This is a genomic window from Caproiciproducens lactatisolvens, assembly GCF_052443335.1.
Taxonomy (GTDB): domain Bacteria; phylum Bacillota; class Clostridia; order Oscillospirales; family Acutalibacteraceae; genus Caproiciproducens.
In genome coordinates, this window is record NZ_CP195750.1 from 1,200,824 (window position 1) to 1,223,910 (window position 23,087).

General features: G+C 40.7%; 18 protein-coding genes and 1 pseudogene. 15 read left to right on the top strand and 4 right to left on the bottom strand.

Translation table 11 applies throughout. The features are described from left to right. Positions 1–41: 41 nt before the first annotated feature. A complete protein-coding gene (gene ligD / locus ACRQV7_RS05875) occupies positions 42–2,483 on the top strand; it encodes a DNA ligase D (RefSeq protein ID WP_444659795.1) in 2,442 nt (813 codons plus the stop codon). Positions 2,484–2,835: 352 nt separating this feature from the next. After that, entirely contained in the window at positions 2,836–3,105 is a 270-nt protein-coding gene (locus ACRQV7_RS05880) for an AbrB/MazE/SpoVT family DNA-binding domain-containing protein (protein ID WP_444659796.1), read from the top strand. A gap of 105 nt (positions 3,106–3,210) precedes the next feature. Here ACRQV7_RS05880 and ACRQV7_RS05885 read toward each other — a convergent pair whose 3' ends face one another. Both ACRQV7_RS05885 and ACRQV7_RS05890 read right to left on the bottom strand, forming a co-directional pair. Then, complete coding sequence (locus tag ACRQV7_RS05885; RefSeq protein ID WP_444659797.1) at positions 3,211–3,492, bottom strand: zinc-ribbon domain containing protein; 282 nt, start codon at positions 3,490–3,492, stop codon at positions 3,211–3,213. Between the two features lie 528 nt (positions 3,493–4,020). After that, the gene (locus ACRQV7_RS05890) at positions 4,021–4,536 is read right to left on the bottom strand and encodes a hypothetical protein (protein ID WP_444659798.1); all 516 of its coding nucleotides are present in this window, start codon (positions 4,534–4,536) and stop codon (positions 4,021–4,023) included. Between the two features lie 496 nt (positions 4,537–5,032). Here ACRQV7_RS05890 and ACRQV7_RS05895 point away from each other — a divergent pair. After that, positions 5,033–5,817, top strand: a pseudogene (locus ACRQV7_RS05895) (pirin family protein). A 99-nt stretch (positions 5,818–5,916) separates the two neighbouring features. On the opposite strand, the gene ACRQV7_RS05900 reads toward ACRQV7_RS05895, so the two are convergent. Continuing rightward, positions 5,917–6,081: a hypothetical protein gene (locus ACRQV7_RS05900; protein ID WP_275713924.1), complete on the bottom strand. Its 165-nt coding sequence runs from the start codon at positions 6,079–6,081 to the stop codon at positions 5,917–5,919. A 231-nt stretch (positions 6,082–6,312) separates the two neighbouring features. Here ACRQV7_RS05900 and ACRQV7_RS05905 point away from each other — a divergent pair, with 231 nt between their 5' ends. Beyond that, on the top strand, positions 6,313–6,597 hold the full coding sequence (locus ACRQV7_RS05905) for a hypothetical protein (RefSeq protein ID WP_275713925.1): 285 nt from the start codon (positions 6,313–6,315) through the stop codon (positions 6,595–6,597). A 457-nt stretch (positions 6,598–7,054) separates the two neighbouring features. Here ACRQV7_RS05905 and ACRQV7_RS05910 read toward each other — a convergent pair whose 3' ends face one another. Beyond that, positions 7,055–8,278: an EpsG family protein gene (locus ACRQV7_RS05910; protein WP_444659799.1), complete on the bottom strand. Its 1,224-nt coding sequence runs from the start codon at positions 8,276–8,278 to the stop codon at positions 7,055–7,057. A 211-nt stretch (positions 8,279–8,489) separates the two neighbouring features. On the opposite strand from ACRQV7_RS05910, the gene ACRQV7_RS05915 reads away from it, so the two are divergent. From ACRQV7_RS05915 to ACRQV7_RS05965, 11 genes are all read left to right on the top strand, one after another. Further along, positions 8,490–9,917 (top strand): sugar transferase, encoded by a 1,428-nt coding sequence (locus ACRQV7_RS05915; RefSeq protein ID WP_444659800.1) that lies wholly within the window; start codon positions 8,490–8,492, stop codon positions 9,915–9,917. 24 nt (positions 9,918–9,941) lie between these two features. Continuing rightward, entirely contained in the window at positions 9,942–10,973 is a 1,032-nt protein-coding gene (locus ACRQV7_RS05920) for a hypothetical protein (RefSeq protein ID WP_444659801.1), read from the top strand. After that, on the top strand, positions 10,973–11,377 hold the full coding sequence (locus tag ACRQV7_RS05925; protein ID WP_444659802.1) for a hypothetical protein: 405 nt from the start codon (positions 10,973–10,975) through the stop codon (positions 11,375–11,377). The genes ACRQV7_RS05920 and ACRQV7_RS05925 overlap by 1 nt, the downstream gene beginning before the upstream one ends. A 4-nt stretch (positions 11,378–11,381) precedes the next feature. After that, positions 11,382–12,494 (top strand): glycosyltransferase family 4 protein, encoded by a 1,113-nt coding sequence (locus ACRQV7_RS05930; protein ID WP_444659803.1) that lies wholly within the window; start codon positions 11,382–11,384, stop codon positions 12,492–12,494. Between the two features lie 14 nt (positions 12,495–12,508). Then, positions 12,509–13,597 (top strand): EpsG family protein, encoded by a 1,089-nt coding sequence (locus tag ACRQV7_RS05935; RefSeq protein ID WP_444659804.1) that lies wholly within the window; start codon positions 12,509–12,511, stop codon positions 13,595–13,597. 18 nt (positions 13,598–13,615) lie between these two features. After that, complete coding sequence (locus ACRQV7_RS05940) at positions 13,616–14,737, top strand: glycosyltransferase family 1 protein (RefSeq protein WP_444659805.1); 1,122 nt, start codon at positions 13,616–13,618, stop codon at positions 14,735–14,737. Positions 14,738–14,932: 195 nt separating this feature from the next. Further along, entirely contained in the window at positions 14,933–16,129 is a 1,197-nt protein-coding gene (locus tag ACRQV7_RS05945; protein WP_444659806.1) for a polysaccharide pyruvyl transferase family protein, read from the top strand. Next, entirely contained in the window at positions 16,126–17,676 is a 1,551-nt protein-coding gene (locus ACRQV7_RS05950; protein ID WP_444659807.1) for a lipopolysaccharide biosynthesis protein, read from the top strand. The genes ACRQV7_RS05945 and ACRQV7_RS05950 overlap by 4 nt, the downstream gene beginning before the upstream one ends. 4 nt (positions 17,677–17,680) lie before the next feature. Further along, positions 17,681–18,841, top strand: coding sequence for a Coenzyme F420 hydrogenase/dehydrogenase, beta subunit C-terminal domain (locus tag ACRQV7_RS05955; protein WP_444659808.1), 1,161 nt, complete (start codon positions 17,681–17,683; stop codon positions 18,839–18,841). 448 nt (positions 18,842–19,289) lie between these two features. Next, on the top strand, positions 19,290–19,790 hold the full coding sequence (locus tag ACRQV7_RS05960; protein WP_444659809.1) for a hypothetical protein: 501 nt from the start codon (positions 19,290–19,292) through the stop codon (positions 19,788–19,790). A gap of 472 nt (positions 19,791–20,262) precedes the next feature. Further along, positions 20,263–23,085, top strand: a complete 2,823-nt coding sequence (locus ACRQV7_RS05965; protein ID WP_444660233.1) for a cation-translocating P-type ATPase — start codon at positions 20,263–20,265, stop codon at positions 23,083–23,085. Positions 23,086–23,087: the final 2 nt, after the last annotated feature.

Here is a 23,087-nt window from a genome sequence, read left to right on the forward strand (position 1 = left end):
TCCGGACTGATGGAGCTGTTTGTCAAAAGGGTGCATATCATATGGTTACAAAACTGGAAGAATACAATCGGAAAAGAAATTTTGAAAAAACCGAAGAGCCGGAGGGTGAATCGGAAAATCCCGAAGAACGCCTGAAATTTGTTGTTCAGCATCATATTGCCCGCCGGGATCATTTCGACTTCCGCCTCGAATGGGACGGAGTACTTTTAAGCTGGGCGGTACCCAAAGGACCTTCCTATGATACCCATGACAAGAGGCTTGCCGTACAGGTGGAAGATCATCCACTGGAATACAGAAACTTTGAAGGGCTAATTCCCAAGGGCGAATACGGCGGCGGAGTCGTAATGCTCTGGGATGAAGGTTTCTGGGAACCCCAGACGGATGCAGCGGAAGGACTCCGTACGGGTTCGCTTAAGTTTATCCTGAAAGGCAAAAGACTGAAGGGCAAATGGGCTTTGATCCGAATGAAAGCAAAAGCGGACGAGACCCGAAGCAACTGGCTTTTGCTCAAAGAAAAAGATGATTACAGCAAAACCGGCGATGAAATTTCCGGGTTTACCACAAGTATCCGGACCGGACGCACCATAGAGGAAATTGAAAAAGGCGAGGGCGAAAAGTTCACCCATAATCCTTTTGAAAAGGCGGATGTACAGCTTGCCAGACTTGTCAGCACGGTTCCCGAAGGCGAGGATTGGCTTTACGAGGTAAAGTACGACGGCTACAGGATTCTGGCGTTTGTGGAAGGCAACAGCGTTCGGCTGCAAACGCGCAGCGGCAACGATTATGCGGACCGGTTTCCGGAAGTTGCCAATTCCCTTATCGATCTGGCCGCCGGAGGGGCAATGGTTCTGGACGGTGAGATGGTGGTCACGGACGCCCACGGCAGGACGGATTTTCAGGCTCTGCAAAACTATATGAAAGATCCGAAAGGGAAAAACTGCACTTATATCGTCTTTGATCTTTTGGCTTTGGACGGAGCGGACCTAAGGGGACAGCGTCTGATTGACAGAAAAGAAGCGCTTGGAACGCTCATGAAGAGTTCACCGAAAAATCTCTATTATTGCCGGCATATCAAAGGCAATGGAAAAGAAAGCTTCGCGGCCGCCAGTCAGGCGAATCTGGAAGGGATTGTAGGCAAAAGAGCCGACTCCGTATACAGCGGGACCAGAAACGGTGACTGGATCAAGCTTAAATGTGATAAAAGACAGGAATTCGTCATTGGAGGATATACCCTGTCCGATAAAAAGACAAGCGGAGTGAGTTCGCTGCTCCTTGGCGTTTATGAAGGAAAAGAACTGGTCTATGCCGGGCGGGCCGGAACTGGTCTGAGCGCCCGCAGCGCGGCAGAGCTTGAGAATCGGTTTAAAGCTTTGAAAAGAGAAGCGGCTCCTTTCAGCCGGGCGCCGCAGGCGAGAACTCACGAAAAAATCACATGGCTTGCCCCCCTGTTGGTTGCGGAAATCAAGTTTGCACAGTGGACCGAAGAAAATCTGTTACGGCAGGCAAGCTTCAAGGGCCTGCGGACCGATAAAGACCCGAAGGATATCAAAAAGGAGGAAGCGGATGATGAGGCACAGCCTCGGGCGTCCGCCGAAAATGTGGAGAAACCCATGAAAGCAGCTGGCGATGACCTTATCATAGAAGGCGTCAAGATCACCCACCCGGACAAGATCATGTTTCACGATCCTGAAATAACCAAGGCAGATGTGATCCGGTATTATGAAAAAGCAGCGGCGCGCATGTTGCCCTATGTATCCCGCAGAATTTTGAGCATCGTGCGCTGTCCTAAGGGAATATCGCAAAGCTGCTTTTTTAAAAAGCATCCCGGTTCGGACAGTAAAGGGGTCGTTTCAGTATCGGTCCCCACCAACGATGGAGAAACGGAAGATTACTTCTATATTGAGAACGTATCCGGACTGATATCCGAAGCCCAGATGGGCACGCTGGAATTCCATACCTGGGGGAGCAGCGTAGACAAGCTTGAAAACCCCGACGTAATGGTATTCGATCTTGATCCGGACGAGGGAATGGACCTCGGTACGGTCCGCCGGGGAGTGAAAGATATCAAAAGCATTCTTGCCGAGCTCTCGCTCAAGTCGTATCTGAAGACCAGCGGCGGCAAGGGGTACCATGTGGTCGTCCCTTTTAAACCCGTTGCTTCATGGGACGTGTTCCACGACTTTGCAAAACGCGTTGCCGAAGTGATGGAACAGAAGTGGCCCGACCGTTATACAAGCAATGTCCGGAAGGAAAAACGGAAAAACAAAATCTTTATCGATTGGATCCGAAACGGCAGAGGCGCTACAAGTGTTTCACCTTATTCCGTAAGAGCAAGAAAAGGGGCCAAAGTGTCCATGCCGATCGCCTGGGACGAACTGGAAACGGTTGCCCCCGACGGCATTACTATGGAGGATGCACTCCAGAGGATCGGCGGCAATGACCCATGGAAAGATTTTTTTCAAAATAATCAGGTGTTGAAATAAGCAAATCAGTCAAACAGAGCGGTGGTTGTATTTTGGAACATTTTGAAATGTCCGAATATCAGCTGCCGTTTTTTATGCCCGAGTTCTTCCGAAGAGTTCCGGCTTTTGAGAGAATGTGATATAATCTGGAACAAAGATTTTTCTGCTGCACGATATTGGCGCAACAATACCGTAAATAACCTGTAAAATCAATCCATAGTTGTGCCGGATCGCCGCGGCTTTGCCCGGCAGATTGGATTTTAAATAGCGGATTCCGTGTATTGTTTGATATACTATTGATGAAAAGGCCATGGCGGAAAATCGGGTATTTCCGTTTTCCATGGGATAGGGAAATTTAAGGGAGGAAAAATCTATGAGGGCAACAGGAATTGTCCGCAAAATTGATAACACGGGGCGTATTGTCGTTCCAAAAGAGCTTCGCGAAATCAACGGAATCGAGGACGGAGATCCGATCGAGTTTTATACGGATGACGAAGAAAATATTATCCTGCACAAATACGTGCCATATGAGGATTGGACGAAAGAAGAGCTGCGCGAAGCGCTGTTCGCGGCGGCGAAGGATGCCGGAAGAAACCCGGAGGAATATCTCGACAAAGTGAGAAAGCAACCAAAACCGAAATGAACGCCGGATATCCTGCGGAAATAAAACACAGCGCGGGGATAAGCAAGAGCGGAAAACAAATAAAAAATGTGCCCCTTTCGGGACACATTCAAAACCTTGTTTATATTATCTTCTGTTTGCAAAGCAATCGCTGCAGTATACAGGACGATCTTCACGAGGTTTAAAAGGGACTCTGCAAGTTTTACCACAAGATGCGCAGGTAGCCTCAAACATCTCGCGTTCGCCGCTATTTGAATTTCCTCTTGCGTTTTTACGTGCATCACGGCAGGATTTGCATCTTTGCGGTTCATTGGTAAACCCCTTAGAAACATAAAATTCTTGCTCGCTTGCAGTAAATTCAAATTCGGCGCCACAGTCTTTGCAAATTAGAGTTTTGTCTTCGTACATGTAGTAGTATACCTCAATTTCTAAATATATGCTCAACAAGGTGAACATTAAATTAATTATACCTAATTATAGGCAGAATGTCAAACTCAAATTTAAGGAAGGGAACCCAATCAGGAGTGAAAATCCATGATTTTCCTATTAAAAAGGGCCGCCCTAACGCCTGGGCGGCCCAAAGAAAAAATAGGAGGATTGCCAATTGTGTAATTGACAATTAAATAGTAACAAATTTGTAATTATTTTGCAAAGGTAATTTATGGGAATAGAGAAGCCGCTCCAATTCAGGAGCGGCAACAGAGGGGTATTAATGAAAAAGAAGTATATGATTCCTCATATAGGACTTGTAAGCTGTTTGGAATGATTAAAGTATAATGGCCCAATGTGAAATCGGCGTGAAGATTGGGTTAAAATTCTACTAATTTGAAAAGGCCGCTCCTGTTACAGAGCGACCCGGACAGAGAGAGAAAACAGAAAAGAAGTTTGATAGAAGGATTGGCAGAGAAAAAGCAGATTATTCAAAAGACGGGTGTTTTATTTTGCGGCTGCCTTCAGCCCGGTAAGTATTTCGATGTGCCTTTCTTCATCAAGAATGATCCGTTTGAATAAATTCTGGATTTGGGTGTCTCCGATCTGTCGGATCATTCTTTGATAATGCGCAATGGCAGCTTTTTCTCCTTCAATGTCGGACTGAATAATCTGTGCAAAAGTATTGCGGTACATGGGGAAACTCCCGCTCCAGTACCTTCCGGATAAGCATGATCGGAGCAGCGGGGCGTTACCCAATTGTAACACGAGATCGCCTAACAGTCTCCAATGAATCATTTCTACTTGTATGATTGCCCCGTATGCCTCATATGAATTTGCCAAATCCTTTAAATACAGGCGGTGTACCCCATATTGGGCGATGGCGGTTGATTCGGACCCTTCTCCCGCATATCCGTCTGAAATGATTGATGCATATCTGCAGTTTTTTTCAGTAACAGTTACAACCGGATATGGTTCGTCGACCCTGGCGGACAGATAGGCGCCGCTGGCATTGTCGTTCATATTCTCACCTCACAAAATAATATGAGGAAATTCGGAGGCAGATTACTTTTGTGTTCAGAAACGACCTTCAAGGCGCTTTTCTATGTATTATGGCACCCACTATCAGTGAGTGCCACGATCTGTTATTTACATCTGCGGCAGCAACAGCCACGCCCACAGCCGCATCCCGCTAAAATCAGAAATGGTATTAGCCAACACATATTTGGTTCCACCTTTCGATCGGAGTTGTTACATACTATGATTTTCAAATATTGCTTGTCAATATGGGGAACAGGAATGCAGAGGTTGAACATTTTTTGGCATATCCCTTTGCCGGCATGAACGGAAATACCGAAGGTTAAGTTTGAACCCGGAAGATGCCTTTCGGGGGATCGCGCTTGTTGAAATTTTATACTGCAAATTACAGAACAATTTATCGCCGGGAGGGAAAATGGATATGAAAAAACGCACGATTAAAAAAATAATCCGATGACAAAAAGCGACGGATGGTGCCGGGGTGCGGCTTGTCCGTGTGATCGGATACCATGACGTGGAAGATTTTGACCGCTTTTGATGCTGGATTCCTTTGATTCCACAGACCCGTCGGACTATATCGCCGGGTTTCCCATGCATCCGCACAGAGGAATCGAGACGATTACTTATTTGATTTCCGGAAAAATAGAACACGAAGACAGTCTGGGAAATAAAGGGACCATTCATGCGGGAAAGAGCCAGTGGATGACAGCGGGAGGGGGCATTCTGCATCAGGAAATGCCGAAAGAGTCCGGGAGAATGCTCGGATTTCAGCTGTGGCTGAACCTGCCCCGTGCGGAAAAGATGACCGCCCCGGCGTATTTGAGCATTACGCCGGAAATGATGGGCCATGCCACAAAAGAGAAGGCGGATATCCGTGTCCTGTCAGAAAGTTTTGAGGATGCAGTGGGGGTGACTCCGGCCCATATACCGGCAACGATTTATGACATAGCACTTTCAGAGGGCGGAAAAATTGAGCTCCCCACAAAAAAGGATGAAACCGTATTTGTATTCCTGATTGAAGGGAACGCCCTCATTGACGGTCAGCTGATTTTATTAAAATCGGCCGTATTGTTTGAGGAAGGGGACTGCCTCTCCGTGTCGGCAGAGCCTGACTCTGCATTGCGTATGATTTTCTTTTCCGGGAAGCCTTTGCACGAGCCGATTGCCTGGGGCGGGCCGATTGTAATGAATACCCGCGATGAGCTGAATCTCGCCTTCGACGAGTTAGACCGGGGGGAAAACCTGTTTGTTACAGCACCGCTGTGAACGGACGTACTGCGGCCCGGTGCGCATGGAAACAGATAAAAATTTATGATAAGGAAAATCCCCTGACGGACGTCAGGGGATTTATTTTTCGCATCATTCTCAGCAGGTTCCGGATATTGATTGAATGAGGCGAAGAAGATCTTCCAGTGTGCAGATTTCCTCTCCGCTGCCGGTAACTGCGTTTTGTACATTGGTAGGCAGCGATAAAAAGTACTGACTGATATCCTTATTCGATGCCAAAAGATCCTGTAAACCTTGAGCCATTAAAATCACCTCGTAAATAGTTTGCGATAAGCAGGTTGAATTATGCAGGCCATTCCAGCAGAATGTTGAATGATCTATCAGCGCTACCCCAAAAATTTGTGTGCGTTCATCGAATAATTTATAGTACGGTTAATCCTTAGCGCACTGAATAACGGATAATCTTTTCAATATTGCAGAAAATGGATCATAATACAATGACCGCTGCAAACCATGAGAATGAATGGAGGCATTATGGCTGAATTGTCAAAATTATTCCCGTGCCGTATAGGAGATACGATATACTCTTTCGGATGGGATATGCAAAATTGTAAATACGTACTTTTAGAGGAAAAATGTTTGGGTTTTAATATCCGCTCAGATGAAGGATACAGTATACTGCTCAAGGGAGAAAAATTTGAATATCTGAGAAGCGATGAAAAATACAGAAAGAACTGGTTTACCTTTCTTGATGAAGCAAAAACAAAATTAGAATTGCTGAATCAGCGGTATCAGGCGGAAGAGGATAAAAAAGAATAGACGCCCTGACGGAAAAAGGCGAGGAGGTAATTCAATGTTTTCATTGATCGTCGCAGCGGCAGTCGCTGTGCTGGCAATAATAGTCGGATTCATTGCGTATGCAGTCCACAGAGACCATGAAGAATAAAATAAAACATTGATTTATTGATTTTATTCTTGAAAATCATTAATTATTTTGCTACAATATAATTAAGATTGGGCTATTTATAATAGGGGGAATAGGTTTGTGCACGGACCTATGATACAATAATTAGCTCAATTCACATTGGCGACCCTCTCAGCTGCTTTTCAGCGGTTGGGAGGGCTTCCTTTTTTCTATTTGGACTTTCTGCATTTTTTACACCCTGACTGCCCCGACTATATTTTATGGTTTCAGCAAAGAAAAAAGCCTCACCCCCTGAAAAAATTTTATAGGGTGAAGGTTCTTTTCGTATGGGATTCTCATTTGTTTAGCAGACTATTTTTTAGCAAAAAATGTAACATACGGAATCAGATTGACTCTGTTTGCCATCAGTATCCAGACATTATAAAGGAATCCAATAAACAGAACGGCAGCAGTTGCGTAATAGTAGATATACTTGCGCATATTTTGGCTGCTTTTAATTTGACGGCGTTCCTGAAGCGCCTTTTTCTTTTGTTCCTTGTTCTTATAGATTTTGAGGCTTTCTGTGTCTCTCAATACATCTACTTGCTCGTTGTTTACACCTACGCTGGCAAGCAATCCTGGGATAATCAGGATAGCAGAGGTGAAGAAAATCATTCCAAATCGCTGGAAGAGGAAATGCTGACAGGTCATGATATAAAGAAGCCCGGAATAAATTGAGAAATTAATTAATACTACATTCTTAGGATCACGCTGCAGAATGAATTTTTTGACGATCAGGATAGTTACCGTTGTAATCACCGGTATTGCCGCAGTCTGCCAATCGCGCCCCATCATATAATACAGGCCCTCTTTTGTAGCGTAGTACTTATAAACATATTTTGTTATAAGATTAAATAGCGGCCAGGATAAGCCCATAATGAGAGCGGTTAACCCTCCGTATACTGTGAGAGATTTCCAATTCACTTTGATACGCGCAATAAAGAAAAGAGGTATCATAATCCACATTACCTTGTGAAAAGATGCTGATAGAATAACAATTCCGAGATATGGTAAGAATTTCTTCTCTTTAAGGTACTTAATTGAAAATAAAAAAATTGAAATGGCAATACACTGCCTTATAAAATTTAATGAATTTCCGAAGAAGCCGAAGCTCACAAATACAAACATGCTTACCCATGGAATAGGAGAATATTTATATACCAAGACTGCGGTCAATCCTACCACTACAATAGACGCCACAGCCATAAAAACATGCACATCATTTGTGAATAAAGCTACTACATAATTTAGAAAGCTATACCCAAGTTCAGGCCGATATATATTTGCGTTGCTTAGTAGAAAAGCGACTCCTTGTTTATGTATCCCAGTATAAACCTCGGTAAAATAACCGGAATAATTTGGATAATCAATCCCAACGGTACTTCCACGTAAAGATGCTAAAATAATCATCGCTATAGAAGATAGTACAATGAATAGGGTTGTTCTTAACTTGATGTTATGATTGTCCTTATGTATTTCACATAGAAATATGCCGGATATAATGATCCATAAAAGCAATAGATTATATGCTAACACCAGAAAATCTCCCTTATTAATCAATTTATTTGATTATACCATTAGCAGGGAGATTATTCAATAAATGCTATAATTATATCAATTAATCTATAAAAAAATTAAAGAAAAATTGTTAAATTTACGGGAAATATATGCTATAATAATTTATACGTTCCATAATTATTTGGATTTAGATTTGTTATCTCCATTGACTGGAAAAAGGATGAATATTATGAAGACAGCGAAAAAATACAGTAAGATAATAGCACATCTATCTACGTTAATTTCCTTGTTTGTTCTATCCGGTATGTTTGCTTATTTATGGTATAGTTATTATATTGACAATATGTTGTTTGATACGTTTAAGAACAAGGGAAATATCTTGGTTGTAATTATATACGCAGTTCTGTTATACACGTTCTCTCATATTTATGGTGCATATAAAATAGGCTATTTACGCATTACAGAAATTATCTATTCCCAATTTTTATCTATATTTATTACAAATGTAATTAGTTATTGCCAGGTAATGCTGATATGCCGTCATTTGATGGGACCATTGCCTATGATTATTCTAACCGGTGCTGATTTTATTGTTGCATCGTTATGGGCTTGGTGGATGAACAAACTTTATTTTAAAATACATTCTCCTCGTGATATTCTGATTGTTTATGGAAAAAGCGGAAAGGCCACTTTGGATACCTTTATTCACAAGTTGAATTCCAGACCGGAAAAATTTCATGTGAGTGAAAGTGTCAGTTTGGAAACAGGATTAGAAAATGTACTGAATAGAGTTGACCATTTTAGATCGATTGTTATTTATGATGTGAAAACCGAAACTCGCAATAAGATCTTAAAATTTTGTTTTGAGCAATCCAAACGGGTCTATGTTACTCCTAAAATATCTGACATTATTATGCGTGGGGCAGATACAATAGATCTGTTTGACACTCCTCTTTTGCTATGTAAAAATGATGGAATTTCCTATGAACAAAGATTTATCAAACGGTCAATAGACATTATTATATCAGGAGTACTGCTTTTACTTCTATCTCCAATTATGTTAATTACTGCAATCGCAATAAAGCTGTATGATGGAGGGCCGGTGTTTTTTCGCCAAGATCGCTGTACAATCGGAGGGAAAGTATTTTCCATCTGCAAATTTCGCAGTATGATTGTTGATGCAGAGAAAGATGGAAAATCTATTCCAGCTACGGATAATGACCCTAGAATTACGCCTTTAGGGAAATTTTTGCGTAAGACAAGAATCGATGAATTGCCACAGCTTTTTAATATTTTACAAGGTGATATGAGTATTGTCGGTCCAAGACCGGAACGCGTAGAACATGTTAAAAAATATTGCAGAGAGGTTCCAGAATTTAAATATCGTTTAAAGGTTAAAGGCGGATTGACTGGCTATGCCCAAATAGCTGGTAGGTATAATACTACACCTTATGATAAAATAAGGCTTGATCTGATATATATTGAAAATTATTCTTTACTGTTGGATTTGAAACTTATTTTTAAGACCATAAAGATTATGTTTATGAAAGAAAGTACGGAAGGATTTGAAAACAAAAATAAGAATGATAAAGTCAATGATGAGCTGAAACAATTAGACTCAAATGGAATTATTCCGATTACCAAAAGAATCAGTTGATAAATTTATATTGGGGGAAATAGAGTGGACGATGTTTTTGATCTAAAGGAGTTTATGATCACTATTTTACGAAGATGGAAAATGATAGTTATCTTAGCGCTTGCTTTTTGTGTATTAGGCGGAGGATACAAGACAGTACCAATTTTATTAAATGGAGCAGACAGCGGGACTTCATCTGATAAGTTAAAGACGAATTATGAACAAGAGGCAGAAACTTATCAAAACCAAAAGACAAGCCTTGAAAATGCAATAAAAATTATTCAATCAAAGCAAAATGAAGCGGCTAAATACAACATAAACAGTATTTTTATGAAGATTAATCCCTATAATGTTAATGTTGCAGCATTAGATATATATGTAAAAACCGATCATAAAATTGTTCCGGACATAACATATCAAATTCCAGATTATGCGGAACAGATTGTAGACGCTTATTCTGTATTGATCCAAAGCGGTTCTATGTATGAATCCATGATCAAAGATTTGAATTTAAACACGGAAGAGCGTTTTCTTAAGGAGTTAATAAGCATAACAGACCATGCGAATGATCAGGGAACCCAAATATTATCTATTTTGGTCTCCTCTCCCGACACAACAATGAGTACGCAAATAAAGGATTATCTGCTTCAGTATATCATCGATAATAAAGATCAAATGACTGATCGGCTGGGAAAGCATACTCTTGAGGTCATAAATAATTCGGAATATAGCAGTATTAATATGGATATTTATGCAACCCAGAAAAATTATTTAGCGCAAAGTGCGGAACTGACGAAATCTTTAAATGCAAAACAGGATGAACTTAAAAATTTGCAACAGCCGGATGCATCTACATTGCAGACAGAATTAACCGGTCAGTCGGCATTTTTGGAATACGGCAAAAGCATAATCAAATTTATGTTTTTGGGATTTTTGGGCGGTATTTTGCTTGGCATTTTATTGGCTTTCTTTATGGATGTTTTTAATAACAGCATTCAAAATGATTACGAAATAAGAAAGATGTATAAACTGCAATACTTTGGCAGAATACCAAACGAAAATGGGAGTGGAAAGTAATGGCGCGTTTTATAGATAAATGGATAGAAAAGCTGGAAGGTAATAAGGATTACAATTTATCTGAAGAGGATGCGCTGCGAATTGTTTTTGAAAATATTATAGCGTCCTTAAAACAGACGGTGAATGTTAATAAGCTTCTTTTTGCCGGTAGTATATCGAAAGATGATATTTCCCATGTGGGGCAAAGACTTTCCAGCCTATTTACTGAAAGGAATGAAAATTGTCCGCAATTCCTTTTTGCCGGTAACGTTCTTGCCGACCCAGAAACAATTGATAAAGCCGCTCAGTGTGATTCGATTATTTTAGTGGAAAGAAAAAATGAGTCCGCTATTACCGAAATTGAAAAGCAAATTATGGCGTATCAGGACATGGGGAAAAAGATATTGGGATATATCATGGTATAATGCAATGAAAAAAGTTCTCTTTGTTTCTCACCTTGCAAATTTCTCAAAATTTAATATCCCGTTTATGAAATGGTTTCAGGAACAGGGGTGGGAGGTGCACTATGCTTCTCTTGATGAAGAGCTAATTCGAAATTGCAATAAGCATTTTAAGGTGTGTTTCAATCGCTCCCCTTATTCGATAGATAATATAAAAGCCTATCATCAACTTAAATATATCATTAACACTGAACACTATGATATCATTCATTGTCATACCCCGATGGGTGGGGTTGTAACCAGGCTGGCTGCAAAATGTGCCCGGAAAAATGGGACAAAGGTTATTTATACGGCTCACGGGTTTCATTTTTATAAGGGGGCGCCAAAGCGAAACTGGATCTTGTATTACACTATGGAAAAGTATTTGGCTAATTTTACGGACTGTTTAATTACCATAAATAATGAGGACTATCAAACTGCAATAAGTAGAAAATTTAAAGCAGGACATATAGAAAAAATTAATGGAGTGGGAGTCGATTTAAAACGCTTTCAACCTGTTAGTACAGAAGAGAAAATGGCATTACGTAGCGAATATGGATTTTCTGCTGATGACTACATATTAATTTATGTGGCGGAATTTATAAAAAGGAAAGATCACAGATTTATTATAAATGCATTGCCTAATATAGCTAAGCAGATACCAAACCTTAAGCTCATTTTTGCTGGATGTGGGGAAACTTTGAATGAATGTGTTGATTTTTCAAAAAAAATGAATTTAGAAAACAAAATAAATTTTGTGGGATATCGTAAAGATGTGAATAAATTATATCAACTGGCAGACTGTTTAATAACGTCAAGTAAACAAGAGGGATTACCAATTAATATTATCGAGGGTATGGCGAGTGGTCTACCGATTATTTGTGCTAATATTCGGGGTCAAAGCGATATTGTAAAAAATCAAAGAAATGGATTTTTATATTCTCTTAATAACGAAGAGGAGTTTGTCAATCGTGTGTTGAAAATACATAATGATGTTCAACTATCTGCACAAATAAAAAGTAACAATTTGGAAGATGTTAAAAAATATTCGTTGGACAAAGCGGTTGCCGCGATGGCTAAGATTTATCGAGACACTATATGAATTGAGTTTGGACGGTGAAGCCAGAATTGGCCATATATATCTTAATGTTGCTTTCAGTGAATTTTTTAGCTTACCGGGCGTACCGGTACGAATTACAGTTAATTAATGGAACTCAAATGATCCAATTTGGAAAATCTGCCCCTTTAATGAAAAGAAATATATACATATTCTTTTCTGGTACAATATTATTTTTGGTATCGGCTTTACGTTACAATGTAGGTACAGATTATATAAACTATAAAATGTTTATAGCCCAACCGGTATTGCCAGATTGGGAAAGGGGATTTGTTGCACTCCTTAGATTGACAGAGATTTTTACAGATAGCTATGAAGCCTTTATTTTCGTAAATAGTTTTTTGGTTGTGGCTATTTTTTGCAAATGCTATTATGATTACATTGGCTTTCACCCCATGGCTCTTTATTTGTTCATTACAATGGGTACATATTTCCAATCTTTTTGTTTGTTAAGGCAGATTATAGCAATTGCAATTTTATTTTATGGATTTCGTTATATTAAAAATAAGCATTACATTAAATTAATTTTATGTATTATTGTTGCTGCTTTATTCCATTCATCCACATTGATTGTTGCTCCCGCTTTTTTATTAGCAAATATCAAAATAGAACGAAAAAATTATATTTTTGGTACAATTTTTGGCGGGGTAATTGCCATAATTATGCAGCCGATAGCAATGGAATTTATTAATCAAAAATATTTTGGGGCTTTTAATAATGCGGTAGATTCTATTCTTCCTATTTATAGTATTGCTCTCGGAATGATTGTATTTGTATTTGCAATGATATACAGAGATAAATTAATTCAGTTAAATGAAAGTAATAATGCACTGTTCAATATTGCCTTTTTTTATTTGGTCTATACTTTTGTGTTTGCTTATGTCCCAGTCATGTCAAGATGTTTTCAATTTTTTATTCCTTTTTTTACATTGCTAATTCCGAAAATTATTATGTGTGAAACCAATCCCGTTACGCGTAAGTTTTTTTATGCTTTATTTGGAATTGTTTTTTTTATTTATATGTGCTTATTTGTAAAATTTACTTCTGCAGGGGTCTTACCATATCAAACAATAATATTTTCGCATTAAACGAAAAGGATGAATGTCATGCATATAAAGAGAATTTTGCAAGTATTTAGTGCGATGAATGCAGGCGGTGCCGAAACTTTTATCATGAATATTTACCGCCATATCGATCGTAGTAAAATACAGTTTGATTTTATCGTTCAAACCCATGATAAATGTTTCTATGATGACGAGATTTATGATTTGGGCGGCAAAATTTATTATATACCTAAATTAACTTCTAACAATTATTTTACGTATAGAAAAGCATGGAATACTTTTTTTAAGCGACATAAAGGGGAATATCATATCATTCATGGTCATGCTCAGGGTACTGCGGCTATTTATCTTTCAATTGCACGGAAGCATGAACTTATAACTTTTATACATAGCCATAACACTTCTTCTGCAGGAAATAAGATAATTGCTTTTGCAAAAGATATTTTTCAATATCCTATTAGATGGATTGCAGACGAAAAATTTGCCTGTTCAGAAGATGCGGCTATTTGGTTATATGGGAAAAAACAAGTAAAAAATAGAAATATTAATATTATTCAAAATGCTATCGATATTGAAAAATTCAGTTTCTCTCAGTTCAAACGGGAAGTTAAACGCAAAGAATTACAATTGCAAAATAAATTTGTAGTTGGGCATATAGGCCGCTTTAATCCACAAAAAAATCATTTATTTTTACTTGATATTTTTAAAGCTATCCACGATAGAAATAGAAATGCTATCTTATTACTAATAGGTGACGGCGAACTACGGCCGCAAATAGAAAAGAAGATTATTCAATTAGGATTGGAGGACAGCGTTATATTGACCGGTGTAAGAATGGATACAGCAGAACTTTATCAGGCAATGGATGTTTTTGTATTTCCGTCGCTGTTTGAGGGACTTGGTATTGTATCTATAGAAGCACAAGCAGCAGGACTACGTTGTATAGTATCCGACGTTATTCCACACGAGGCTCTTATCACAGATCTAATTGAACCGATGTCACTTCAAGCAAGTCCTTTAGAATGGGCAAAGAAGATTTTAAAGTATTCCAATGGCTATGAAAGAAAAGATACTTTAGAACAAATAAGAGAAGCAGGATATGATATCAAAGAGCAGGCGAAATGGCTTGAGAAGTTTTATATTAAGAGAAGCTTGGAGAATTAGAATTGTAGTTGCATCTATACTAATTCTATATGCAATGAATCGGTTATAGGAAAACTGACTATTTATATTGTATGTGTTCTTGTCCATAGAACATAGCGGGTAGTGCTCACTTTAGCTGAATTAAATATTTTCTAAAAGAGTAAATTGAAAAAACTGATGAAGATATAGGGAATAAGTAAATAGGGAGAATAAAAAATGTATAATTTTTTATTATATCATCATGGTGGAAGTTGTAATCATGGTTGTGAAGCGTTGGTGCGTTCAAGTACAAAAATCTTATCTCGAAACGGCAGAGTTTCTATTCGGGTAGCAAGCAATAACCAGTTCCAAGATGAAATGTATATCTGTTCTGATAATATTGAATTCTTTGATAATTATAAACTATTTGGTATACCTAAAAAGCATTTAAAATTTATCAACCTCGCTTCAGGTCGTTTGTTTCATAGGATTCCTTTTGAATCTTGTCAGCTTAAAATGACAATTAATATCGCTAAGCAATCAAATGCTGTCATTTCTATCGGTGGTGATAATTATTCGTATGGAAAATCCATGTTTATCTCTTTAGTCGATCAAAGGTTAAGAAAATATTGCAAAATATCTGTCTTGTGGGGCTGCTCCATAGATGAAGGCCTATTAGATCCAATAAAGAATAAGTTTAAAATTAACAATTTAAAAAGTTTCTCCTTAATTACCGCTCGAGAAAGTATTACTTATAATGCTTTACTAAAAGCTGGCGTTGATAAAAACACTAAATTGTATCCCGATCCTGCTTTTCAACTTGATAAAGTGGAACTTCCCTTACCAGATGGATTTGTTGAGGGAAACACTGTTGGAATTAATGTCAGCCCACTTATTATTGGCTGTGAAAAAGACAACGGAATCACTATGAATAACTATGAAGCGCTTTTGCAGCATATCATAGATCATACTGATATGCGGATTGCTTTAATCCCTCATGTTGTCTGGAGTGATAATGATGACCGTAAACCCTTAGGTGAACTCTATAAGAGGTTTGCATATACCAACAGAATAGTCATGATTGAAGACCATAATTGCATGGAACTAAAGGGTTACATAGCTCGTTGCCGCATGTTTATTGGCGCAAGAACGCATGCCACTATTGCAGCTTATTCTACCTGCGTGCCTACTTTAGCCGTTGGATATTCAGTGAAGGCGAAAGGAATTGCAAAAGATATTTTTGGTACTTACGAAAATTATGTGATACCTGTACAGTCTTTGAAAAATAAAAACGATTTAATCATCGCCTTTGAATGGCTAAAAAAACATGAAGATAGCATTCGTAAACATTTGCAAGAATTTATGCCAGCCTATTGCAAGAAGGCGTTAGAAGCCGGAAAAGAGATCGAAAAGTTGATGGGTGAAAATTATTGAAGTCAAAAATCAACCAGCTAAAAGCGGGTGTTGTCCTTTCTTATGTTACTATGGCAGTGCAAAGCATAATTGCTATTGCGTATACCCCTGTTATGCTTCGCCTGTTAGGAAAAAGCGAATATGGTGTTTACAATCTGGTCTATTCTGTTGTAAGCTATTTGGGTTTACTGAGCTTTGGGTTCGGCAGCGCATATATGCGTTTCTATTCGCGATATCGGGCCAAACAGGAAGAAGAAAATATTGCCCGCTTAAACGGCATGTTTTTAATGATTTTTTCTTTCATTGCGGTTATCGCTCTGATCGCAGGTGCAATTTTAGCAATGAATACAGAAGCAGTTTTTTCAGGCGGTCTTACAGAACATGAAATTCAAACAGCGAAGATTTTAATAGAGTTAATGGTTTTCAACATTGCAGTCTCTTTTCCTGCAAGTGTATTTGACTCTATTGTAACGTCGCAAGAACAGTATTTTTTTCAAAGAATTGTTAATCTTTTCCGTACAGTTCTCAATCCCTTTCTCACATTACCGTTGCTGTTGATGGGTTACAAATCCATCAGCTTAGTTGTGGCAACGACTTTGTTAACTTTAGCTAGCTTTGGAATAAATGTTTGGTTCTGCTTTATAAAATTGAAAACTCGTTTCCTTTTTAATCATTTTGATTTTGTGCTTTTGAAGGAAATTTGGATTTTTTCTTTTTATATTTTTTTAAATATGGTTACCGATCAGGCAAACTGGAGCGTCGACAAAATTATCCTTGGGAAAATGAATGGCAGTTCTGATGTTGCGGTTTATTCTATTGGAGCACAGTTTAATACACTGTACCTCTCCTTTTCGACTGCGATCTCTTCCGTGTTTATCCCCAAAGTTAATCGGATTGTGGCGGAGAGCGATGATAACAAAACATTGATGGACCTGTTTTCACGTGTTGGAAGGGTGCAGTTTTTAGTACTCTCTTTTATATTAACAGGGTTTATATTTTTTGGAGAATATTTTATTAAAATATGGGCGGGAAACGAGTACGCCACTTCTTATACAATCGCATATCACGTTGCTTTATGGTTAATGATTCCAGTGACAGTGCCGCTAATACAAAATTTAGGAATAGAGATACAAAAAGCGAAAAATATGCATAAATTCAGATCTGCAATTTATGCTTTGATAACTGTTTCCAATGTGATTATCAGTGTTTATTTGTGTTCGTTCTTAGGTGTTATAGGATGCGCTATTGGTACGGCAATTGCGTTAACTATTGGAAACGGGTTTATTATGAATTGGTACTATCATAAACGTGTAGGGCTAAATTTACTTTATTTTTGGAAACAGATCTTAGGCTTTGCCCCCGCGTTCATTTTACCATGTGCCGTAGGTGTTGCATTGAAATACTTGCTGGAAATTAACAGCATGTTGAAATTTGTTGGGTTTGGTTTTGTTTACACAATTGTTTTCGCTTTCTCCATGTGGTATTTTGGGATGAACGCTTCAGAAAAACAGATGTTTAAAGCTCCATTTGAAAAAATAAAAGTACACTTCGCTAAAAAGGAAACGTGATTTTATGTTATCCATATTGGAACCTCAGAACTGTTGTGGATGCTATGCCTGTTACAGTAGCTGTTCCAAGGGCTGTATCACAATGCAAAGTGATCGGGAGGGATTTTGGTATCCTCAGATCAATCAAATTGAGTGCATTAACTGTGGCCATTGTGAAAAAGTATGTCCGATTTTACATAAAGAGATCGTTAATAATATCCCCGAAGCTTATGCGGCATACAATAAGGATGAAAACAGCAGAATGAAGAGTTCATCCGGCGGTATTTTTACTTTGCTCGCGGAGAATATCATTGATCATGGTGGCGTCGTTTTTGGGGCAGAATTTAATGATAAATTTCAGGTATGTCACAGCTGTGCGGAAACAAAATCGGAGTTTGAAAAATTTTGCGGATCCAAATATGTGCAAAGCAGAATCGGGGAAACTTATAAGGAAGCAAAAACCTTTTTGGATGATGGGCGGATTGTCTTATTCAGCGGTACTCCGTGCCAAATTGGCGGACTCAAATCTTACATAGGAAAAGAGTATGACAATCTTTTCTGCCAGGACATTATTTGCCATGGCGTTCCATCACCCAAAGTGTGGGAAAAATATCTTGCTTATCGGGAGGGAGGCTCTGGTACGTCGGTGCGGAGAATTTCTTTTAGAGAGAAGAATGAAAGTTGGAAGAGATACTCCGTATCATTTCAGTTCAATGATAATACTGAGTATCGAGTAACATTTGACAAAGATTTAATGATGCAAGGATTTCTGAAAAATATTTATCTTCGTCCTTCTTGTTATCATTGTCGTTTTAAAGGTGTAAACAGGCAAAGCGATATAACATTAGCAGATTTTTGGGGTATAGAAAATATCCTGCCAGAATTGTTTGATGATAAGGGTACTTCCTTAATATTTTTGAATTCACAAAAGGGACAGGATCTTTTTCAACAAATCAACGAAAGAATGATTTCCTGCCACGTTGATATTCAAAAAGCAGTGAAGAATAACACGGCTGCACATCAATCTGTATTGCAAAGTAGTAAGAGAGATGCCTTTTTTAAAGACTTAGATAAGCTTCCTTTTGAAGTTCTTATGAAGAAGTACTGTGTTGACAGTACTTTTGTTAAGATGAGACATAGAATTCATCGCGTCCTAAGTAAAATGAAGCATATGATTGTAAAATGATTCGAGGGACCAACCCCCATATTAGTTATAAGCAACGGGAGTATTACCGTAGTAAAAGCGTCGTATCGTACGATACAATGCTTTCATTACTGGTCTTCCTTGGTACTATCAAGAGTATTTCGTAAATTTAAGCGTTTCCCCTAACCGTACGGTAAATCCAGTATACCATAGTTTAAAAAAGATGCTGTTCCCAAATTGCGTAATTCAGAATAGAAAACCGTTTTTGTGCTTATTTATGTATTGTGATCGATCATGACGGCTAAAAAGGAGTTGAACACGATCCGTTGATCGATTATAATAAAATCGAAGATGAAGATTAGATTCCTGCTTTCATCGGGGCAGTCCATACAGCGGGCGATAGCCGCTCGATTAGATAATGGAAAAGCGAAAAGAGGTTTTTCAGCGTATACAGGACCGGTACGAATGATCGCGACGGGGAGGAAACAGCTTGGGAGGATTGGGATTTTCTTATATCGGATTAATTTTTTTATGCTGCCTGTTTATTCCCAATATTTTCTATGGGTTAAACCTGCCGGTGGACTTCAGGGAAATAAAAGAAAACAGAATACTGCTGGTTTTCGAGAGGGCAGGGCAGGTCCTGACCACCACGCTGGTGTTGATTTTTGATGACCTTAATATACGAAAAATCGATTTCTGGACGATATGGTTAGGCGCTGCCGGCTTTCTCATGCTTTTCTATCTGATTTGCTGGGGAAGGTATTTTACCGGTAAGCATGTATCCGCAGATTTTTACAGGTCCTTTTTAGGAATCCCTTTGCCGCTGGCTGTTTTGCCGGTGGCCGCGGTGCTCTTTTTGTCCGTTTATGCGCGGGCGGTCTGGCTGGGCGCTGCCGCTATTGTTCTGGGCATCGGCCATATCGGCATTACGGCACAGAACTGGAACGCCATTAAAAAACAAAAGCATCGGAATACGAACTCTTTTCGTTAAATGCCGACTGGCCGTTGTGCTGGGAAACTGATCCGATACATTTTCACCCGCCGTACAGATCAAAGTGGATTTTTAACGGATCATGCCCGTCAATTCAAACAGTCACGGACGGGGCTATTTATTAGGGACAACAAAAAGCGCCGTACGGCGCTTTTTGTTGTCCCTGTTTATTTTATCTGGTTTGGGTATCCTAATTCTGGCTGCACAGAATACAGTAAGGTAAATAAGCCCAACAGGAAAGATTTTCCGCCGGGATACCTGTCCCGTTTTGTCGCTTTACGCATATTAATATTATATTAAGATTTGACTGTACAAATTGTAGATTGGTCCACAAAGGTTTATAATGATTTTCTATCAATGGGGAATACATACTTTATTAACAATTCCCTGTTCTCACTATTCTTCACGTTTTTTTCCAGCAAATGAAACTTTTATTCTTACAGAAAGAAGGATTGGCAAACAATTGAGTACCATGGAGAATACATCGAGTGATAAAGAAATCATTTATAAACTCCCCGTAGATAAAGCTTATGAAGCCCTGGAAACAACTCCACAGGGGTTGACACAGGCGCAGGCGCAGGAGAGACAGAAGGAACAGGGCAAAAACCTGATCAGTTCCAAAAAGAAAAAATCCGCCGTTCTTACTTTTTTGGGCAACTTCACTCATCTGATGGCAATTTTGCTGTGGGTGGCGGGTGCGGTGGCCTTTTTTGCGGGTATGCCCCAGCTGGGCGTGGCCGTCTGGCTGGTCAATGTCATCAACGGCGTGTTCAGCTTTTGGCAGGAAAGCCGTGCCGATAAGGCTACGGAGGCCCTGAAGAATATGCTGCCCTCGTATGTGCGGGTGATCCGGGATGGGGAAGAGCAGAAAATTCTGGCCGAGGATCTGGTTACCGGCGATATTATGCTCCTGGAAGAAGGGGATAAAATATCCGCGGATGCCCGTCTGGTCGAATGCAACGACCTGCAGGTGGACCAGTCCACGCTGACGGGAGAATCAAACCCGGTCCGCAAACTCAAGGACGCCGTATTGAAGGACGACCTGACGCGGGCTGAAACGCCGAACCTTATCTTTGCGGGCACGAATGTTTCGGAGGGCAACGGAAAAGCCGTTGTGATGGGGATCGGCATGGGAACCGAGTTCGGTAAAATTGCAGACCTGACTCAGAACATGGAAAAAGAAGAAAGCCCTCTTCAAAAAGAGCTGAACCGCCTGACAAAGCAGATTTCCATCATTGCAATCATGTTTGGCATCCTGTTTTTTCTGGCGTCATACTTCTTTGTAAACGAGCCCTTTGCCGCATCGTTTGTTTTTGCGCTGGGGATGATCGTCGCCTTTATTCCGGAAGGGCTGCTTCCCACCGTTACCCTGTCGCTTGCCATGGCTGTGCAGCGCATGTCCAAGAGGAACGCTTTGGTGAAGAAGCTTTCGTCGGTGGAAACGCTGGGCAGCACTTCCGTTATCTGTACGGATAAAACCGGTACGCTTACGCAAAATGAAATGACGGTCAGCCATTTATGGCTGGCGGAAAAAGAGTTTGACGTCACCGGCGTCGGCTATGAACCCAAAGGAGAGATCCTTGAGGGTGGAAAAAAGGTCACTGCCAGCGAAAATCAGGACCTGAACCTGCTGCTGACGGGCGCGGCCTTATGCAGCAATGCCCGTTTGCTGCCGCCGAACGAAGAATCGGTCCGCTACACGGTGCTGGGCGACCCGACGGAAGCATGCCTGGGCGTGGTAGCGCAGAAGGCCGGAATTGACGTCCATAAACAGCTGGAACTGACCCCGCGTTTGAGGGAGCTGCCCTTTGAATCGCGGCGTAAAAGAATGACGACGATCCATCAGCTGCAGAAACCGATAGAGGGAACCGAACGCATCGCCTATGTGAAGGGCGCGCCGAAGGAGGTCATGAAGCTGAGCGAATTTATCCGTGTGAACGGCCAGGTTCAGCCGATGACGGAAGAGATGCGTCAGAAGATCATGGAGGCAAACGACGGATACGCCTATGAGGGTCTGCGCGTTCTGGCGGTCGCGTATCGTCTTCTGCATAAAGAGGACAACATCCCGAAAGCGATGAGCGCCTACACGCCCGAAACGATTGAGCAGAATCTGGTTTTTGTAGGGCTGGTGGTCATGGCTGATCCCCCGCGTCCGGAGGTTGCCGCCGCCGTCGAAGAATGTCACCGTGCCGGCATCCGCATCATTATGATTACCGGAGACTACGGCCTGACGGCCGAGAGCATTGCGAAACGCATCGGCATTGTGAAAAGCCCGAACCCGCGCGTTGTGTCGGGCCTGGAGCTGGAAGAGCTTTCGGACGACCAGTTAAGGGAATATCTGAAGGATGAAATCATCTTTGCCCGTGTGGCTCCGGAGCAAAAGCTCCGCGTTGTGTCCAACCTGCAGGCAATGGGCGAAGTCGTCGCCGTAACAGGCGACGGCGTGAACGATTCTCCGGCGCTCAAGAAGGCTGATATCGGTGTAGCCATGGGCATTGCCGGTACGGATGTGGCCAAGGAAGCGGCGGATATGATTCTGACGGACGATAATTTTGCTTCGATTGTCCATGCTATTGAAGAAGGCCGCGCGGTTTACAGCAACATCCGGAAATTCCTGCTTTATATTTTGAACTCCAACATGCCGGAGGCGGTTCCTTCCGCCATGTTCCTGTTTTCCCGCGGAGCCATTCCGCTGCCCCTGACGGTCATGCAGATCCTTACCATCGATTTGGGTACCGATATGCTGCCCGCACTGGGCCTGGGAACGGAAAAGCCGGAGGAAGGCATCATGGACCAGCCCCCGCGCAATCAAAAAGAATCCTTATTAACAAAAAAGCTGGTCGTCAAGGCATTTTTGTGGTATGGTTTATTGGGGTCTATTGCTTCGGCCTTTTCTTACTTTTTTGTCAATCTGCAAAACGGGTGGCCCGCTGTGCCGCTTGCGGGCGGAGTGGATCCGGTCTATATTAAGGCGACCACCATGGCGCTTACCGGTATCGTCTTTTCCCAAATCGGGGCCGCGTTTAACTGCCGTACGGAAAAACAGTCTGTTTTCCATGTCGGCCTGTTCAGCAACAAACAGGTGAATTTCGGGATTGTCTTTGAAATTGTTCTGATTATTGCTCTGATTTATCTGTCCCCGCTGCAGTCCGTTTTCCACACGGCGCCGCTTGGTTTGCAGGATTTTCTGATTCTATGTGCTTGGCCTCCGTTGATTTTGGTGATTGAAGAAGTAAGAAAAGCGTTTTTAAGAAAGAAAATTGCCAAGCGTTATGAAAAAAGAACAGAGAGGTGAAC